A 17,466-nucleotide genomic window follows, 5' to 3' on the forward strand; every position below is an offset into this window, starting at 1 on the left:
GCAGGCGAGCGGGGGATCACGGATGGATAGCCGAAAACGCTACAAGGCCTTTATCAGCTACAGCCATCACGATCGCAAAACCGCCCAATGGGTTCATCGCGCTCTTGAGACTTACCGTGCGCCGCGCCGATTGACCACGATGCGCGGCGAGGCGGCGGCCCAGACCCTGACGCCCATTTTTCGGGACCGCGATGAACTGACCGCGTCGTCCAACCTCGGAGAGGTGATCCGCGACGCTCTGGACCGCTCGGACGCTCTTGTTCTGCTATGTTCGCCGGCCTCGTCCGCCTCCGCTTGGGTGGACCAGGAAATCGACTATTTTCTACAGGCCCGTGATCCCGGCCAGATCCTCTGCGTGATCACCCGCTCAACCCCTGCGGGGACGTCATTGATCGACGTGCTGCCGGTGGCTCTGCGCGCCAGCCTGCCGGTAGGGGTTGAGCCCCTCGCCGTGGACCTGCGGCCCAACGCCGACGGAACACGCCTGGCGCGGCTGAAGATGGCCGCCCGGCTCTTGGATGTCAGCCTCGATCAACTGGTCCAGCGCGACGCCCGCCGCCGACTGCGCCTGATGACGGCCTTTACAGCAGCGGCGGTGATCCTGGCTCTGGCCATGGGGGCGATGACCCTGGCCACGCTGAGGTCGCGTCAGATCGCCCGTGAGCAGCGCGACGAGACCGAGGCCCTGGTGGCCTATATGCTGGGCGACCTGCGCGAGCAGCTTGAACCGGTGGGGCGCCTGGACGTGCTGGATGGGGTCGGCGCCAAGGTGTTGGCCTATTATGGCCGCTCGCGCACCGACAAGCTCGACGACAAGGCCCTGGCCCAGCGCGCCAAGGCGCAGACCCTGTTGGGCACCGTCCGCGAACAGCGTGGGGACTTGGCCGGCGCGCGGGCCGCCTTTCGCCAGGCCGCCTCCACGACCCATGAGTTGGCCCAGCGCGACCCAGACAATGGCGAACGGATCTTTGACGAAGCTCAGAACGTCTATTGGCTGGCCTATATCGAATGGCGCCAGGGCAACGCCGCCGGCGCGGAGCAGGGCTTCAAGCGCTATGGCGATCTGGCCCAGACCCTGGTCGGGCTTGACCCGAAGCGCGCCGACTGGCGGCTTGAGGTCGCCTACGCCAAGAGCAACCTGGGCACCCTGCTGTTCGATCAGGGCCGGATCGAGGAAGCCTTGAGCGCCTTTCGCGCCGCGCTTCTCGCGTTTGAGGCCGAGCGTGCCCGAGCGCCCCAGGACCCGGATCGCCTCGCTGATGTGGTGGATGCTCGCGGCTGGGTGGCTGACTCGCTCGTTAGGCTGGGGCGGCTGCGTGAAGCCTATGCTGAGCGCGAGGGCGAGGCGAACCTGTTGGTCCAGGCTTCGGCGCGGGCCGCCACCGACAAACCCCTGGCCGCAAGCAGCCTTGCCGCGCAGCTCGCCTTGGCGCGTTTGGAGCTGAATATGGGCAAGACAGCGCAAGCCCAGGCGCGTTGCCTTGGCGCGATGCAAGGGTTTCGCGAGCTCGTGGCGCTGGACCCGACCAATCGCCGTTGGCGGGAGTTTTTGCTGGTCGGGCAGCTCGACACCGTCGACCACGCCCTCGGCACGCGCCAACTGGCCAAGGCGCGAGCCGCCCATGCTCACGCCTCCGGTCTGTTGGCCAGTTTCGGCTCCGACGGCGGAGCCCATGCGTGGCGCGTCGATCTGGACGGGCGCCATAGTCAGCAGGAAATCATGCTGGCGAATCTTGCTGATGACTCTGCGAGGGTGCGAAGACTCGCGTTGCAATTGCTGGACCGCCTACAGCGCACTCCCGAAACGCGCGACGCCAGGTCGAGCCGCCTGGCTCTCCAAGGCTTTGCCTATCTGGCGGCGGGGCAGGAGGCGTCGGCGGTGTCTATCCTGTCGCCGAGGCGCGCATCGCTCAGTCCCGCCAGCCTTGATGTTCTTGCCCGTGCTCATCTTGCTCTGGGGCAACGTGATCAGGCCCAGCGGATTGTGAGCGCTCTACAAAATCAAGGCTACGCCCACCCTGAGTTCCTTGCCTTTTGGCGAAACTCACCTTCAGTTCATCATGTCAAATAAAGGAGTCGACATGATAGAAGAACCTATGCCCGCCAAGATTGTTACCCTTGTTGTCGGGTTTGATGAAAACTTCAATTTCGTAAATCTCGTTGACCCGGCGCAACCGAAGCCGCTGTTTCTTGATCTGAGTGAGCGTTGCCAGCTCGTCTTTATTTTGAGTGGCGACCTGATTGAGGCTGGTTGGAAATTCCAAAAACGACCTATCCATGTGAATGATGATTTTGGGATCAATTTTTCCAGCTATCTTTGGGTAAGGGAATATTACGGAAGCGAAATTCCCAATCATGTATGTTTCAAGATAATCTACGAATGTAATCGCATGGGTGACTATACTTATAGTCTGTTCATGCAGGATGCTCATGAGCAGAAAATTGCCCTCGACCCAAAAATCCGGAACGGGGCCGGAGAGGTTCCCTGATTGAGTTTACAGTCTTCGACAAGGATCAGGTCGCCGCGCTAATCCAGCGCGGCGAGATTCTTGCCGCCTATGACATCGCTCACGCCGCCCTCGAGGCGGGCGAGACCGATCGAGATGTAGCACACAAGGCCGTGCTCTGCCTGGCGCGGGCTGGCGCGCTTGATTTTGCGCGCACCGAGTATGTGCGCCTGGGTCTGGATCGCGCCCGGGACGATCCAGACGTCGTCGCCCTGGGCGCCCGGCTCCTGAAGGATGTCGCCCTGGGGGCGCACGGTCCGCGCCGGGCGGCTTTCGCCAGGGCTTCGGCCAGGCGCTATCAAGACCTGTTCCAGAGGTTCGGCGGCCTGTACGGGGCGATCAATGCCGCGACCATGACCCTGGTCGCCGGAGATCACGCCGGTGGTCGAGCGCTGGCCGCAGCGGCGCTAGAGGTCTGTGAACTGCAGGGACTGACCGGCGAGGCGGCCTACTATGAAGCCGCCAGTCGGGCCGAGGCCCGGTTTCTGACCGGAGATCTGGAGGCTGCGCGCGCGACCCTGGCCGAAGCCCTCGCCTTCGCGCCGCAGGCTTTCGCCGCCCATGCCTCGACCTTGCGGCAACTGGAAATGCTGTGTCGCGAGACCGGCGTGAAGTCTGACTGGTTGGCGCCGTTCCGGCCGCCGGTCTGCGCGCATTTCACTGGCCACATCTTCGACGCGGCGCGCGCTGGCGCCTTGGCCGGCGGGCGCGATAGCGACCTGCGCCACGATATAGACCGCCTGCTGCGGCAGCAGCGTATCGGGTTCGCCTATGGTGGTCTGGCTGCAGGCGCCGACATCGTCTTCGCGGAGGCTCTGCTGGAGGCCGGCGCCGAACTGCACGTGGTCTTGCCCGTGGCTCTGGAGTCCTTTGTGGCCGTCTCCGTGGCGCCGTTCGGGGAGCGCTGGGTCGAACGCTTTGAGCGGTGCCTGGCCCGCGCGACCTCCGTGCGCTACGCGTCGCGCGATCGCTATGCGGGCGACGACCAGGTTTTTGCCTATGCCAGCCAAATCGCCATGGGGTGTGCCGTGCTACGCGCCCAGACCCTGGCGACCGAGGCGATCCAGGTGGCTGTCTGGGACGGACACGAGACGACCCGGCCCGCGGGCGTCGCGGTCGATCTGGCCTATTGGGCCCGAGGCGGCCGCCGGCGAGCGATCGTCGACGTCCGGCGTCCCTCGCCGGTCCTGTCGCCTGGTGGGGGACACCCGAAGGAAGCAGGACCTGCCCAGCGGGCGATGAAAGCGATGCTGTTCGCCGACGTAAAGGGTTTCGGGGCCCTCAGTGACGACCAGATCCCGGCGTTTATCGAAGTGGTGATGGGGCAGATGGCCAAGGCTGTCGAAGGCCTAGCCGGACCGCCCTGCCATATCGAGACCTGGGGCGATGGCCTGTTCCTGGTGTTTGATCACCCGATCGACGCCGCGCTCGCCGCCCTTTCGCTTCTGGAGGCGCATCGCGCGCTGGATCTCCGCGCCCATGGCCTGCCACGCAGCCTGGGCCTTCGGATCGGCGGCCATTACGGGCCGGTGCATCTGCGTATCAACCCCCTCACCAAGACCCTGGCCGTGATCGGCGCCCATGTGGTGGTCGCAGCGCGCATCGAGCCCGACGTCGCCCCGGGGTCGGCCTGCGTCAGCGAGGCCCTGGCCGGAGCGCTGGCGACCTTTCACGGCGACCGCGTAAACTGTGGCTATGTCGGGCGCACCCAGGGCCACAAGGGCTTTGCCGCGACCGCGATCTTCAATCTGACGCGCGCCTGATCTTCCAGACGGCGCAAGCTCCGCCGTCTTTTTGCGGCCTTGTGCAAATCCTCACAGTCATGCGCGGGCCTCTGCAACATGGTCCGGATGTCGGCCGCGACGATTAAGCGCAGGCGGCTGCAAAACGTCTCTGTCGACCGCCATCGTTGGAGCACCGCCATGACCGACACAGCTCTCGGCTCGCCTCCGCCGCGGGTTCGATAGGCTACCTCGGGCCCGACCTCCCCCATTGGTCGGGCCTGCTTTTCTCAACCGCATTGTGGCGGTCGCGCTTTGAACGCCGCGATCGCCCATGCTGCCCCAGGAACCGCGCCATGCCTCTCGAACACGTCCGTTTCCCCGACCACCCGGTGGTCCCACCGCGTTCCGCCGCCCAGTTTTCGGACGCGGCGCTGATCGTCTTCACGCACGCCTTGAAGGTCTGGGCCCGCGAACAGGGCGTCGCGGAGCACGATCTGCCGGGTCTCTCGGAAGTCGTCGCCGAATTCGCGGATGCGGCGATCCGAGATTATCGGCGCTGAAGCGATGACGATGGGTAAGCCCTTTCTCATCGGCTCTGCGCAAGTCGGTTCGGTCCAGGCCAAGGGTGTTTGGGCCACCCGCAAAAACCCGAGCTTTTTGCCTGGGGTCAGGGGATAGGACGTGCAGGGAACTTACGCTTTTTTGAGCCTGGTCGGCAGTCCGATAGCGGGGATGGCGGTGAAGGTTCTATGGATTGCCCTGATCCTCGCCGTGGGTTTTGCGGGGGGGCGGTTCTATGGTTCGGATGCTCGCCTGGCGCATGCCAGACGGCAGACCGCCGAGGTGGCCGCTGAGCTGGATCGCGCGCTGGCCGAGTTGGCCGTGACACGCGACGACGTCTCCAGACTGGAGCGTGATCTGGCTGAGCGCAGTGAAAGCGCCCGACTCGGCATGGCCTCGGCCGACCGGCGTCTGGCCGAGGCGCAACGCGCGGTGGGGCGCGCCGAAGGGCTTGCTCGGGCGCGGGAGACGCGCATCAAGACCCTGCTGGCGGCCAGCCCCCGGTCTGGCGAGGGGCGCTGCGAGGCCGCCAACCGGCTGATCACCGAGGCTCTCAGAGGGCAAAGCTTGTGACCTCGCCGTCCCTCTGAGGCGAGGACTGTGAAAAAAATGGCGGCCCGGAAGGGACTCGAACCCCTGACCTTCGCTTTAGGAAAGCGCTGCTCTATCCTGCTGAGCTACCGGGCCGCGCGCCGCGCGGGCAGGGGTCAATAGCGCAGGAAGGCGGGCTTGCGAACCCCGTCCGAACGGGGGACGGAATGGGACTGCTGGGACGCCTTAAATCACTGTACGTGCAGGTGCTGATCGCCATCGCGCTGGGCATCCTGGTCGGAGCCCTTTGGCCGACCGTGGGCGTGGGGCTCAAGCCCCTGGGCGACGCCTTCATCAAGCTGGTCAAGCTGGTCATTGCGCCGGTGATCTTCTGCACCGTCGCCGGCGGCATCGCCCGGATGGGCGACATTAAGGCCTTCGGACGGGTCGGGGTGAAGGCCCTGATCTATTTCGAGGTGGTCTCGTCGGTGGCCCTGGTGATCGGGCTGGTCGTCGGGCGCACCGTGCAGCCGGGACGGGGCTTCAATATCGATCCCGCCACCCTGGATCCGGCGATCGCCGCCGGCTATCTGGCCAAGGCCCAGCATGGCGAGGGGCTGGTCGCCTATCTGCTGCACCTGATCCCGGACACCTTTTTCGGCGCCTTTGCCGAGGGCAATCTGCTGCAGGTGCTGGTGATCGCGGTTCTGACCGGCTTTGCCTGTACGCGGATGGGGCCGTTCGGCGACAAGGTGGCTGACGGTCTGGAAGACCTGGCCAAGCTGTTCTTCGGCATCATCCATGTGGTGGTGCGGTTTGCGCCTCTGGGCGCCTTCGGGGCCATGGGCTTCACCATCGGCAAGTACGGGATCGACGCCCTGGTGCAGCTGGGCGCCCTGGTGGCGACCTTCTATCTGACCGCCCTGATCTTTGTTTTGGTGGTGCTGGGCGCGATCGCCGCCGCCGCCGGGTTCTCGATCCTGAAGTTCCTGGCCTATATCCGCGAGGAGCTGCTGATCGTGCTGGGCACCAGTTCCTCCGAATCGGTGCTGCCCCAGATGATGGAAAAGCTGGAGCGGCTGGGGGCGCGCAAGTCGGTGGTCGGGCTGGTGATCCCCACGGGCTACAGCTTCAATCTGGACGGCACCAATATCTACATGACCCTGGCCACCCTGTTCCTGGCCCAGGCCACCAACACCCCTCTGACGATCTGGCAGGAGCTGAGCCTGCTGGGCGTGGCCATGCTGACCTCCAAGGGGGCCAGCGGCGTGACCGGGGCCGGCTTCATCACCCTGGCCGCCACCCTGGCGGTGGTCCCCGACATCCCGATCGCCGCCCTGGCGGTGCTGGTCGGGGTCGACCGGTTCATGAGCGAGTGCCGGGCTCTGACCAATCTCGTCGGCAATGGCGTGGCCACCCTGGTGGTGGCGCGCTGGGAAGGCGCCCTGGATCGCCGGCAGCTGGCGCGGGAGCTGGATCGCGGGCCGGGCGCGTCCGCGGCGCAGATCGCCTCCGAGACCGGACCGGGGCCTACAGCGCCTTGATCGCCACATAGGCCGCCGTCAGCAGCACCATGATCGCGAAGGCGCGTCGGGCCAGGGTGGCCCGCGTCGCCAGGGCGCGGGCCACCGGCACGCCCGCAAAGGCCCCCGCGCCGCCGCCGATGATCAGCGCCAGGAAGATCGGAGCATTGACCAGGCCGGCGGCGGCGTAGCTGAGGCTGGTGGCCGCGCCAAACAGCGCCACCGAGGCCAGGGACGAGGCGGCGGCGTTGGCCAGGGTCATGCCGGTGGCCGCCATCAGGCCTGGCGCGATCAGAAAGCCGCCGCCGATCCCGAAGAAGCCCGCCGCCAGCCCGGTTCCCAGGCCGATCGGGGCCAGTTTCAGGGTCATGGTCGGGGTCAGGCGCACGTCCGGGTCGCCGGCGGTCTTGCGCGGCAGCAGCATGGAGAGGGCGATCGCGGCCATCACGCCGGCAAAGCCCAGCAGCAGGGTGGCGCCGTCCAGGCGCTTGGCCAGGTCCGCGCCCAGCAGGGCGCCGGCCAGGCCCGCCCCGGCGAAGGTCAGGGCGCAGGGCCATTTCACCGCCCCGGCCCGAGCCTGCAGGGTCAGGCCGACCAGGGCGTTGACGCTGACCGCCGCCGCCGAGGTGCCGATGGCCACATGCGGATCGCGCACGCCGACCACATACAGCAGCAGGGGCGTGGCCAGCACCGAGCCGCCGCCGCCGAACACCGATAGCAGCAGGCCGATCAACGCGCCGCCCAGGCCGGCGATGAGGAGTTGTCCGATATCCATGGTCCGCGCCTCCTAGTCCGCCGCCAAGTCGTCTGCCGCCAAGTCGTCTGCCGCCAAGTCGTTCGTCGCCAAGGGGCAATAGATCTCGCCCAGGGTGGTCACCACCCGCGCGGCGGCCGGGTCGTTGATCCGGTACCAGATGGTCGCACCGTCACGGCGGGTGGCCACGACGCCCTCGTCGCGCAGCACGGCCAGGTGTTGCGACAGGGCCGACTGCGACAGGCCGACGGTCGGCTGCAATTGCCCCACCGATTGCTCGCCCTGGGCCAGTCGGCACAGGATCATCAGTCGCCGCTCATTGCCCAGCGCCTTGAGCAGGCGGGCGGCCTGGCCGGCGCGGGCCTCGAGCTGGGCGATGTCCAGGGTGGCGAAATCGAACATGCGGCAGATATATCAGTTGATTCTAAATTAGCAATCACTAATATAAAGCCATGACCCAAGCTCACAGCCTCCCGGCCCCGGCCCCGATCACGGTGCAAGCCTTCTTCGATCCGGCCACCCATACGGTCAGCTATCTGCTGGTCGATCCCGACACCCACGCCGCGGCGATCATCGATCCCGTGCTGGATTTCGAGCCCAAGGCGGCGCGGCTGTCGACCACCTCGGCTGATCGGCTGCTGGCGGCCCTGGCCGAGCAGGGGCTGACCCTGCAGTGGATCCTGGAGACCCACGCCCATGCCGACCACCTGTCGGCGGCGCACCATCTGCGGGCCGCGACAGGCGCGCGCATCGTGATCGGCGAGCACATCACCCAGGTGCAGCGCGGCTTTGCCGCCCTGTTCGAAGCCGACGATGTCGACCTGTCGGGCGGCGCCTTCGACCGTCTGGTTCGCGAGGGCGACCAGATCCCGCTGGGCGGACAGCAGATCTCGGTTCTGCACACGCCGGGCCATACGCCCGCCTGTGTCAGCTACCGGATCGACGACGCCATCTTTGTGGGCGACACCCTGTTCATGCCCGACTACGGCACGGCGCGGGCCGACTTCCCCGGCGGCGACGCGGCCACCCTGTATCGCTCGATCCGCAAGATCCTGGCCCTGCCGCCGCAAACCCGGATCTTCGTCGGCCACGACTATCTGCCGGCCGGCCGTGACACGCCGGGCTGGGAGACCACGGTCGCCGAGCAGCGGGCGGGCAATGTCCATGTTCATGACGGCGTCGATGAGGCGACGTTCGTGGCGATGCGCCAGGCCCGCGACGCCACCCTGGCCGCGCCGATCCTGATCCTGCCGGCCCTGCAGGTGAATATCCGCGCCGGCGCCCTGCCGCCGGCCTCGCCCGGCGGCCGGGTGTTCCTGAAACTGCCGGTCAATGCGCTGTAGGGGCAGGGTTATGATCCGTGTACGTCTTATCGACTTCACGCGGATCACCGCTGAAGGGATGGGAAGGGCTGCGGAGCGTCCGGGCCTCGCCCGGATGTGAGTGTTTTTAAGTACCGTTTCGACGAAGACGAACGCTCCGCGTAGCCGTTATTCGGAAGCATCGCCGGGATTGGCGGGGTTTTAACCCGCTCCGGTAGCTAGGCCCCCGACGGGCAGGGTGTTGGCGCACCCCGGACCGCATGGGCGATTTCAGCCCATGCCTGTTGCGCGTCATCGGGCGTCGGCGAGGGGAGTTCCCGGCGGTCCGGGCCTGGCCTCAACACGGCGTCCTCGAAGGGACCGTCCCGCTCAGCCAGACCCCGCCGGGCCTTCGACGACGGCCGACGGGCGCTACCCGCTCGACCACCCCTGCCAGTCGCAACGGTCGCCGTACGTGCGCCCTTCCCGTGCTGTCAGGTGAGATTGATTATGCAGGCGGTTTGAACGCGGAGCATTGGCGCGCTCGATTATTTTTTAGAGCGTTGATCGGGTTGAGGTTTGTTTCGGAATCGACGGGGATAAACTGCGCCCAATCCCCCTACTTGCCCCCTACGGGCTGCGGAGCTTGTCCTCGGGCGCGCTTCGCGCGACCCGGGGGCAGCCGTCTTCCCCCTCCGGGGGAGGACGACCTGCGCAGCAGGTCAGGAGGGGGCCTGCGGCGTCGGCCGGGTAAACGACACGGGGCGTCGGCTTTCGGGAAGGAAGCCAAGGTGTGCTTTCGAGCCAAGTCGGTTGTCAACGCCGTGCGTCCTTCGAGGCCCGCTGCGCGGGCGCCTCAGGATGAGGCGCTTTTGGGCGACTGAATTCCTCATCCTGAGGTGCGAGGCGTAGCCGAGCCTCGAAGGACGCAGTGTGGCGCCCGCTTCCCCACTCCAAGCGGACTACCCAAGAGTCCGCTCAAGCGGCGCGAAGCTCACGCGTCGCCACCCCATCGCCCGAAGAAAAACGCCCCCCGCCGTGAGGCGGAGGGCGTTGAATTTCTAGCCGGTCGCGCCTGGAATCAGGCGGCGGCCGCCGCAGCGGCCGGAGCCGGGGCGGCCTTGACCAGGGACTTGGTCAGGATGCCGATGGCGGCGTCGCGGTCGATGCGTTCGATGGCGGCGACTTCGCGGGCCATGCGGTCCAGGGCCGATTCATAGAGCTGACGCTCCGAATAGGACTGTTCCGGCTGGTTCTCGGCGCGGTGCAGGTCGCGAACGACCTCGGCGATCGAGATCAGGTCGCCCGAATTGATCTTGGCTTCATATTCCTGGGCGCGACGCGACCACATGGTGCGCTTGACGCGGGCGCGACCCTTCAGAGTGGTCAGCGCCTGGCTGACCACATTGCCTTCGGCCAGCGGGCGCAGACCGGCGGTCTTGGCCTTCTTGGTCGGGACGCGGAGGGTCATTTTCTCGTGGTCGAAGGTGATGATGTAGACTTCGAGCGACATCCCGGCCACTTCCTGGGTCTCGACACCCTGGATGCTGCCCACGCCGTGCGCGGGATAGACGACGTGATCGCCAACCGAGAATTCCAGACCGCTCTTGCTCATGTTCGTCCTCATCAATGCGAGCCCCACGGGCCCGGAACACCGTCTTTCCAGATCTGCCCTATAGAGACGGCTCAGCGTCCGCGGAAACTGGGCGCGGCGACCAAGCCAGGACAGGATTTGGAATTAACCTTTAAGACACCCTTCGCCTTCGATCGGGCGCGCCGGTTAAACGGCTCTTCGACAAAAAACGGACAGCCGCAAATTGCCGCGACCGTCACGCTGTCGAAGACAATAGCATAAAATTCAGCCTCATGAAAGGCTTGCGGCCGGTTCCGGAGAAGGAACGGTCGGGATCAGGAGCCTTTGCCGGGCTTTTCGCTGAAGTATTTCTCGAACTTGCCGGTCTCGCGCTCGAAGTCGTCACGGTCGGCGGGCGGCTCGCCCTTTACCGTGATGTTGGGCCAGACCTTGGCGTAGTCGGAATTGATCCGCAGCCACTTGCCGTCGGGCTCGTCCTCGGTGTCGGGCTTGATCGCGTCGACCGGGCACTCAGGTTCGCAGACGCCGCAGTCGATGCATTCGTCCGGATTGATGGCCAGGAAGTTCTCGCCCTCATAGAAGCAGTCGACCGGACACACCTCGACGCAGTCCATGTACTTACATTTGATGCAGGCGTCGGTAACGATGTAGGTCATCGAGAACTCGATTGAAGCTGACGGCGGTCGGGCGGCGGTTTTCGAAGGCGCGGGCCCGCTTGTCAATGCGGCTTGCTGTTCGCGGGACGCAGGAATTCTGTCCGCGCCGTCAGAGAGGGTCGCGAAACACCGCCCGGCGCGGGTGCGGCCGAACGCTGTTCATCCTTTCTTATCCTCGATGCGGTTCCATGACGTAAGGGGAAACGTCCACAGTCAAAAACGTCGGGAACTCGACATGCTGACGCCAGGCGGCCGCCGTCGTCCCACGCGGGACCGCGCCGCCTGGCTGTCACGACCGCCCAGCCGCCCTCACGTCACCACCTCATACAGCGCCCGCGCCTCGCTGGCCGACCCGCGGCGGTCTCCGGACGCCAGCACCCGCACGGCGATGATCCGGCCGCCCAGGGCGAACACCAGCCCGTCGCCGGCCTTCAGGGTTCGCGACGGCTTGTCGACGCGGCTCTCGACGCCGGCCCGGGTCAGCCGGATGCGGCCTTCCTCGACGAAGCGGCAGGCCATGGAGCGGGTCTTGAAGAACCGCGCGCGCCACAGCCACACATCGGCGCGACAGGCCTCGTCGGCCGCCTCGTTCAAGAACCGCTCCCCTGGACGGCGGCTTTCGGCGCGGCCTTCCGCCGGCGGGGGCGCTTGCGGCGCGGCGGCGGCTCGGTGAGCTTGGCCAGGGCGGCGAAGGGCGAGTCGGGGCGGGCGACCACCGGCTTGGGCTCAAGCCTGGCGGCGCCGCGCCGCTTCCAGACGATCGGGTCGCCGGCCTTGGGGCGCAGGGCCGGGGTGTAGTCGAGCGCCCGCAGCACGGCCGAGGCCTGGGGGGCGGTCCAGCCCAGGCTCTCCAGCGCCGAGTCGGTCAGGACCACGCCGCCGGGACGCTGCTCGGCGCGCAGCAGGTCGTCCAGCCGCTCCAGCATCTCGACCGGGACGGTGAAGGCCCCGACCACACGCAGGCCGCTGGCGGCCAGGTCTCGCGCCGAGGGGGCGGGGGAGGGCAGGGCGGCCAGTTTCGCCAGGTCGCCGCGCCAGCCGCCCGGCGTCAGGGCCCGCACGCAGGCCAGGGCCTCGGCGCGCAACATGGCCGGCAGATACAGGCTGAAGGCGCCGATGCGGACACCCAGCGCCTTGAGGGTCCGGCGCTCGGCCTGGCTGAGGGCTTTCAGTTCGGGGTCGACCGGACGCTTGTCCAGCAGGCCGCCGGCTTCCAGCAGCCGGTGGGCCAGGCCGCGCGGCAGGCCCCGCAGCTCGGACCCGGCCAGGGCGCGTTCCAGCTTGCGCAGCGGGGCCAGATGACGGTCGACTTCGGCGACCAGGAAGGCGTCCAGCCGCCGCTCGGCCCGTTCGCGCACCGCGCCGGGACCCAGATCGCCCAGCAGCCGGGCCCGAGGCGATAGCAGCTCTGAGCCGGCTCGCACGACGCCGGCGATCTCGCCGCGCCACAGGATGGCGCTGTCGGGGCTGAGCGCGAAGGCGTCGTCCGGCTCGGCGCTGAGGGCCCCCAGGCGGCGGGCGATCTCGGGGCCGACAGCGCGGACGGCGGCGTTGCGCAGGGCCTTTTCCTCCAGCGCGCTGGCCCCCTTTTCGGGGGTGAAGGTGACGCCGGCCAGGTGACCGACCACATGGCCCTCGACCGTCACCGCGCCGTCCTGGCCCACCCCGGCCAGCATCGTCTCGCGCTCGCCCAGCTGGCGCATCAGCACGCTGGTGCGCCGGTCGATGAACCGGGCCATCAGCTTTTCGTGCAGGGTGTCGCTGATGCGGTCTTCCAGCTGCCGGGTCAGGCCCTGCCAGTGCGCCGGATTGGCCAGCCAGTCCTGGCGGTTGGCGATATAGGCCAGGGTGCGCACGCCCGACAGCCGCCCGGCCAGGCTGTCGATCTCGCCGTCGACGCGGTCCAGGGCCTTGAACTGGCTGCTGATCCAGTCTTCCGGCAGGCGCTTCTTGCCGGTGGTCAGGTCGTCGAACAGCGTCTTGACCATCCGCTGATGGTCATCGTCGGTGGTCTTGCGGAAGTCGGGCGTCTGGCATACGTCCCACAGCCTTAGCAGGGCCGAGCGGTCGGCCTTGCAGCGGGCGATCACGTCGTCCTGCTGTGACAGCTTGCGCAGGGTGCGCTCGTCCAGCACCTCGTTGGACAGGGTCAGGCCGGCGCGGCCGGGGCCCTGGCCCAGCGACTTGAGCAGCAGCGGCAGCGAGCCGAAGTCCAGCCGCGTATTGCGCCATTCGGCGGCGATGATCGGCTCGAACTGGTGGCCCTCCACGCTGTCGACCAGATCCTCGTCCATCTCGTCGCAGTCGCCGGTGACCCCGAAGGTGCCGTCGCGGGTATAGCGCCCGGCGCGGCCGGCGATCTGGCCCACCTCCTGCGGGTGCAGCCAGCGGGTGCGCACGCCGTCGAACTTGCGCAGGCCGGCGAAGGCCACATGGTCGACATCCATGTTCAGGCCCATGCCGATGGCGTCGGTGGCCACCAGGAAGTCGACCTCGCCGCTCTGATAGAGCGCCACCTGGGCGTTGCGGGTGCGGGGGCTCAAGCTGCCCATGACCACGGCCGCGCCGCCTCTCTGCCGACGGATCAATTCGGCGATGCCGTAGACGGCGTCGGTCGAGAAGGCCACCACCGCGCTGCGCCGGGGCAGGCGGGTCAGCTTCTTGGAGCCGGCATAGGACAGGTTGGAGAACCGCTCGCGCGACACGATCTCGGCCTCGGGCAGCAGGCGGCGGATCAGCGGGGCCATCGTGCCGGCCCCCAGCAGCATGGTCTCGAACTTGCCCCGGGCGTGCAGCAGGCGGTGGGTGAAGATGTGGCCGCGCTCGGGATCGGCGCACAGCTGGATCTCGTCGATGGCCAGGAACTCGACCTCGCGGGCCAGGGGCATGGCCTCGACGGTGCAGACGAAATAGACGGCGCGCGGCGGGGTGATCTTCTCCTCGCCGGTGATCAGGGCGACGGACGCCTTGCCGCGCAGCTTGACGATCCGGTCATAGATCTCGCGGGCCAGCAGCCGCAGCGGCAGGCCGATCATGCCCGAGCCATGGCCCAGCATCCGCTCGACGGCCAGATGGGTCTTGCCGGTGTTGGTCGGCCCCAGCACCGCGGTGAGCTTGGAGGGCGCAAGGCCTGTCGAACGGTCGCTCATGGCCTCAAGGTGGTGCGGGAATCGGGGCGAGGCAAGCGTAAGCGCGGGGCGCTCGACCCCCAGACTTGCCGATAAGTGACACTCCGGGGAAAATTTCATTTGTATCGGTAGTGTAATGCTGGCGTGCGTTTGGGTGCTTAGCCAAAACCTTGAAGCTGAGTTCGAGGTCCTGAATGCCCATGTCATCGCTGCTCCTGTTGGCCGCCGTCGCGGCGCAGACGCAGCCCGCGTCATCGCCGGAGGCCGTCGGGCCCAACACCGTCGACAGCATCACGGTCTCGGCCGCCCCGCGTGGCGAGGCCCGGGGCGGTCAGCAACCGATCGTGGCCTACGACGCCGCGCAGATCCAGGCGTTCGGCGCGTCCACCATCGACGAGCTGGTCCAGCTGCTGGAAGCCCAGACCAGCAGCGCCCGCGGCGGCTCGCCGGTGTTCCTGATCAATGGGCGACGCATCTCGGGCCCGCGTGAATTTCGCGGCCTGCCGACCGAGGCGATCGAGCGGTTCGAGATTCTGCCCGAGCAGACGGCGCTGTCCTATGGCTATTCGGCCGATCAGAGGGTGGTGAACATGATCCTGCGCGAGCGTTTTCGCTCGGTGTCGGAACTGGCCGAGCTGCAGGCGCCGCAGGCGGGCGGCCAGATCGTCGCCAGCTCGCGGGCCAACGCCCTGCGCATCCGCGACGGCGCGCGCTGGTCGCTGAATCTGGACCTTTCGGGCCAGTCCCCCCTGTGGGAGACCGACCGCGACATCGATCGCTCCCAGACCGGCACGCCCTATGATCGTATCGGCAATGTCACCGGCGTCGTCGGCGGCGAGATCGATCCGGCCCTGTCGGCCCTGACCGGCGAGACGACCACCGTGGCGGCCGTGCCCACGTCCGCAGCGTCGGGCGGCGCCAGCCTGGCCGATTTCGCGGCGGGGGTCGGCGAGCCCCGCACCGGCGATCTCAGCGCCAACCGCACCCTGCTGCCGCGCAAGCGGGACGCGGTGCTGTCGGCGGTGATGAAAAGAGACATCTCGGCCAGCACGGGCCTGACCCTGAGCGGCAGTCTCGAGCGCGAAACCCAGACTCGCAGCCTGGGTCTTCCCACGGTCGAGCTGACCGTGCCGGGGAGCAGCGCCGCCTCGCCGTTCAGCCAGGATGTTACGCTCTATCGCTATGTCGATCTGCCCGGGGCGCTGCGCCGGCGGACCGACACCACCACGGCGGATCTGGCGGCCCTGGCCGACGGCTTCAAGGGCGACTGGTCCTGGACCGCGAGCGGGGCCTATCAACGGGTCGAGACCAAGACCCGCACCGGTCGCGGCGTCGACTCCACCACCCTGCAGGCGGATGTGTCGGCGGGCTTGGTCAATCCGTTCGGCGACATTGATGACGGGGTCTCGATCCTGGATCCGGCGGTGGCCCGGTCGGTGTCCGAAAGCCTGAACGGCGAGGCTGTCGTCAGCGGCGCGCTGGCCCAACTGCCGGCCGGCGCCCTGAGATCGACCTTCAAGCTGGGCGGCAGCCACACCAGCCTCGACAGCGTCAGCGACAATGGAGATGTCCACCAGGCCAGCAACCTGGCGCGGGATCAGGGCAGCGTTCAGGCCAGTCTCGACGCGCCCCTGCTGGCGCGCGGCGACGGCTTTGGCTCGCTCTCGGCCAATCTCAACCTGGCCTATGACCAGCTCTCCGACTTCGGCGGGCTGCATACCCTGGGGGCGGGGCTGAACTGGTCGCCCCTGGAGAAGCTGAGCCTCTCGGCCGACTACACCAACAAGCTCTCCGCCCCCAGCCTGTCCCAGCTTAACGACCCGACGGTGGTGACGCCCAACGCCTCGGTGTTCGACTATGTCAGCGGCCAGACCGTCGCCGTCACCAGCACGACCGGCGGCAATCCCGATCTGAAGGCCCCCGACAGCCGGATCCTGCATCTGGGCGGCAACTGGACGCCGTTCAAGGCGCAAGCCTTGCGGCTGAACCTCAACTGGACCCGCACCGAAACCCTCAATGGCGTCAGCAGCCTGCCCACCGTTACGGCGGCCCTGGAAGCCGCCCTGCCCGAGCGCTTCACCCGCGACGCCAGCGGCGTCCTGACCGCGATCGACGCCTCGCCGCTCAATATCGCCCGGCAGGTCAAGCAGGAGGTTTCGTGGGGTTTCACCTTCTCGCGCGCCTTCGGCAAGCCCATGGCCTTCCCGGTGCGACGTGGTCGACCGGGCGAAGGCCCGCCGGACGGTCTCCCGGACGGCCCCCCGCCCGAGGGCGGTCCGCCGCCGGGCGGCTTCAGCGGCGGTCCGCCCCCTGGAGGGTCTGGCGGCGGTCCGCCGCCTGGCGGGTTTGGCGGCCGGGGCGGTCCGGGCGGAGGGCGCGGCCCGTCCGCCGGCATGAAGCCTGGCCAGGGCATGCTGAATGTTTCGCTGACCAACACCTGGCGCCTGCAAAACGATGTGGTGATCCGCGATGGTTTGCCGACCCTGGATCTGCTGAACGGCGACTCGATTTCGGGAAGCGGCGGCGATCCCCGGCACGAGACGACCCTTCAGGTCGGCGCCTCACGCCAGGGCCTGGGCGGTTTCATCAACGCCAAATGGCAGTCGGGCACCCAGGTGTCCGGCGGCGCGACCGGCAGCGATCTGGCCTATCACGACCTGGCCAAGGTCAATCTGATGCTGTTCGCCAATCTGGGGCAGCGACGCGCGTGGGTGCAGAAACAGCCCTGGATGAAGGGCATGCGCGTCGGCCTGGGCGTCACCAACCTGTTCGACGCCCGTCAGAAGGTCACCCGCGCCGACGGCCTGCTGCCGGTGAACTACCAGCCCGACTATCTGGATCCGCAGGGCCGGGTGCTGCGGGTCAGCGTCCGCAAGATCCTGTTCTGAGGGGTGGGGAGCGGTTGGGCTTGGCGGGTTTGGCGAGCCGAAGCCAATTTGCTAGACTGGCGTGCGTTGAGGTGGCGAGGACGATCATGACCCGTCGAGCTTTCGGCAGCGGCGAGGGGCTGCCCGTCGATCCCGTCCGCGGCGCGATTGAAGACATGTTGAGCCGCTTGGCGGCTTTGCCCCGTCCCGCGCGTATCGAAGCGCGCGAACCGGCCCCCTGCCGGAGCGGCCGGGCCTCTGAGACTCTTGCCTTCCTGGGCCTTGTGCCCAGGACCCATGTTTGCGGCAGGCTTCGATGT

Annotated in this window: 14 protein-coding genes and 1 tRNA gene; 8 read left to right on the top strand and 7 right to left on the bottom strand. The window is 67.6% G+C overall.

Annotation, left to right across the window (positions count from 1 at the left end; genetic code table 11):
• Positions 1 to 22 precede the first annotated feature (22 nt).
• The 5 genes from ACW18B_RS06425 (at position 23) to ACW18B_RS06445 (ending at position 5,365) form a co-directional block, all read left to right on the top strand.
• Entirely contained in the window at positions 23 to 2,071 is a 2,049-nt protein-coding gene (locus ACW18B_RS06425) for a toll/interleukin-1 receptor domain-containing protein (RefSeq protein ID WP_492050514.1), read from the top strand.
• 25 nt (positions 2,072 to 2,096) lie between these two features.
• Positions 2,097 to 2,489 (top strand): hypothetical protein, encoded by a 393-nt coding sequence (locus ACW18B_RS06430; RefSeq protein WP_492050516.1) that lies wholly within the window; start codon positions 2,097 to 2,099, stop codon positions 2,487 to 2,489.
• 56 nt (positions 2,490 to 2,545) lie between these two features.
• Entirely contained in the window at positions 2,546 to 4,270 is a 1,725-nt protein-coding gene (locus tag ACW18B_RS06435; RefSeq protein WP_492051632.1) for a tetratricopeptide repeat-containing protein, read from the top strand.
• A 314-nt stretch (positions 4,271 to 4,584) separates the two neighbouring features.
• Entirely contained in the window at positions 4,585 to 4,791 is a 207-nt protein-coding gene (locus tag ACW18B_RS06440; protein ID WP_492050518.1) for a hypothetical protein, read from the top strand.
• A gap of 178 nt (positions 4,792 to 4,969) precedes the next feature.
• Positions 4,970 to 5,365 (top strand): hypothetical protein, encoded by a 396-nt coding sequence (locus tag ACW18B_RS06445; RefSeq protein ID WP_492050520.1) that lies wholly within the window; start codon positions 4,970 to 4,972, stop codon positions 5,363 to 5,365.
• Positions 5,366 to 5,402: 37 nt separating this feature from the next.
• Here the strand turns inward: ACW18B_RS06445 and ACW18B_RS06450 are convergent.
• Positions 5,403 to 5,479 (bottom strand) — tRNA-Arg (locus ACW18B_RS06450).
• A gap of 71 nt (positions 5,480 to 5,550) precedes the next feature.
• Between ACW18B_RS06450 and ACW18B_RS06455 the strand changes: the two genes are divergently transcribed.
• Positions 5,551 to 6,867, top strand: a complete 1,317-nt coding sequence (locus ACW18B_RS06455; RefSeq protein WP_492050521.1) for a dicarboxylate/amino acid:cation symporter — start codon at positions 5,551 to 5,553, stop codon at positions 6,865 to 6,867.
• Here the strand turns inward: ACW18B_RS06455 and ACW18B_RS06460 are convergent.
• Positions 6,854 to 7,621, bottom strand: coding sequence for a sulfite exporter TauE/SafE family protein (locus ACW18B_RS06460; protein WP_492050522.1), 768 nt, complete (start codon positions 7,619 to 7,621; stop codon positions 6,854 to 6,856). The two genes, ACW18B_RS06455 and ACW18B_RS06460, sit on opposite strands and share 14 nt — an antisense overlap.
• A 12-nt stretch (positions 7,622 to 7,633) precedes the next feature.
• Positions 7,634 to 8,002 (bottom strand): ArsR/SmtB family transcription factor, encoded by a 369-nt coding sequence (locus ACW18B_RS06465; RefSeq protein ID WP_492050524.1) that lies wholly within the window; start codon positions 8,000 to 8,002, stop codon positions 7,634 to 7,636.
• 50 nt (positions 8,003 to 8,052) lie between these two features.
• On the opposite strand from ACW18B_RS06465, the gene ACW18B_RS06470 reads away from it, so the two are divergent.
• Entirely contained in the window at positions 8,053 to 8,943 is an 891-nt protein-coding gene (locus tag ACW18B_RS06470) for an MBL fold metallo-hydrolase (protein WP_492050525.1), read from the top strand.
• 1,039 nt (positions 8,944 to 9,982) lie between these two features.
• On the opposite strand, the gene ACW18B_RS06475 is transcribed toward ACW18B_RS06470, so the two are convergent.
• From ACW18B_RS06475 to ACW18B_RS06490, 4 genes are all read right to left on the bottom strand, one after another.
• Positions 9,983 to 10,516 (bottom strand): CarD family transcriptional regulator, encoded by a 534-nt coding sequence (locus tag ACW18B_RS06475; RefSeq protein WP_492050526.1) that lies wholly within the window; start codon positions 10,514 to 10,516, stop codon positions 9,983 to 9,985.
• 293 nt (positions 10,517 to 10,809) lie between these two features.
• Entirely contained in the window at positions 10,810 to 11,151 is a 342-nt protein-coding gene (gene fdxA / locus ACW18B_RS06480) for a ferredoxin FdxA (RefSeq protein ID WP_062143812.1), read from the bottom strand.
• 309 nt (positions 11,152 to 11,460) lie between these two features.
• Positions 11,461 to 11,745 (bottom strand): RNA-binding S4 domain-containing protein, encoded by a 285-nt coding sequence (locus ACW18B_RS06485; RefSeq protein WP_492050528.1) that lies wholly within the window; start codon positions 11,743 to 11,745, stop codon positions 11,461 to 11,463.
• Positions 11,742 to 14,300 carry a helicase-related protein gene (locus ACW18B_RS06490; RefSeq protein ID WP_492050529.1) on the bottom strand — a complete coding sequence of 853 codons (2,559 nt, stop codon included), beginning with the start codon at positions 14,298 to 14,300 and terminating at the stop codon, positions 11,742 to 11,744. The genes ACW18B_RS06485 and ACW18B_RS06490 overlap by 4 nt, the downstream gene beginning before the upstream one ends.
• 179 nt (positions 14,301 to 14,479) lie before the next feature.
• Here ACW18B_RS06490 and ACW18B_RS06495 point away from each other — a divergent pair, with 179 nt between their 5' ends.
• A complete protein-coding gene (locus ACW18B_RS06495) occupies positions 14,480 to 17,167 on the top strand; it encodes a porin family protein (protein WP_492050530.1) in 2,688 nt (895 codons plus the stop codon).
• Positions 17,168 to 17,466: the final 299 nt, after the last annotated feature.

It is taken from the genome of Caulobacter sp. FV2ps19, from assembly GCF_058681035.1.

Bases quoted from the DNA above. Each gene is read 5' to 3' on its own strand.
- ACW18B_RS06490 (WP_492050529.1), bottom strand. From the start codon at position 14,300: ATGAGCGACCGTTCGACAGGCCTTGCGCCCTCCAAGCTCACCGCGGTG.
- ACW18B_RS06465 (WP_492050524.1), bottom strand. From the start codon at position 8,002: ATGTTCGATTTCGCCACCCTGGACATCGCCCAGCTCGAGGCCCGCGCC.
- fdxA (WP_062143812.1), bottom strand. From the start codon at position 11,151: ATGACCTACATCGTTACCGACGCCTGCATCAAATGTAAGTACATGGAC.
- ACW18B_RS06475 (WP_492050526.1), bottom strand. From the start codon at position 10,516: ATGAGCAAGAGCGGTCTGGAATTCTCGGTTGGCGATCACGTCGTCTAT.
- ACW18B_RS06425 (WP_492050514.1), top strand. From the start codon at position 23: ATGGATAGCCGAAAACGCTACAAGGCCTTTATCAGCTACAGCCATCAC.
- ACW18B_RS06460 (WP_492050522.1), bottom strand. From the start codon at position 7,621: ATGGATATCGGACAACTCCTCATCGCCGGCCTGGGCGGCGCGTTGATC.
- ACW18B_RS06470 (WP_492050525.1), top strand. From the start codon at position 8,053: ATGACCCAAGCTCACAGCCTCCCGGCCCCGGCCCCGATCACGGTGCAA.
- ACW18B_RS06455 (WP_492050521.1), top strand. From the start codon at position 5,551: ATGGGACTGCTGGGACGCCTTAAATCACTGTACGTGCAGGTGCTGATC.
- ACW18B_RS06440 (WP_492050518.1), top strand. From the start codon at position 4,585: ATGCCTCTCGAACACGTCCGTTTCCCCGACCACCCGGTGGTCCCACCG.
- ACW18B_RS06495 (WP_492050530.1), top strand. From the start codon at position 14,480: ATGTCATCGCTGCTCCTGTTGGCCGCCGTCGCGGCGCAGACGCAGCCC.
- ACW18B_RS06430 (WP_492050516.1), top strand. From the start codon at position 2,097: ATGCCCGCCAAGATTGTTACCCTTGTTGTCGGGTTTGATGAAAACTTC.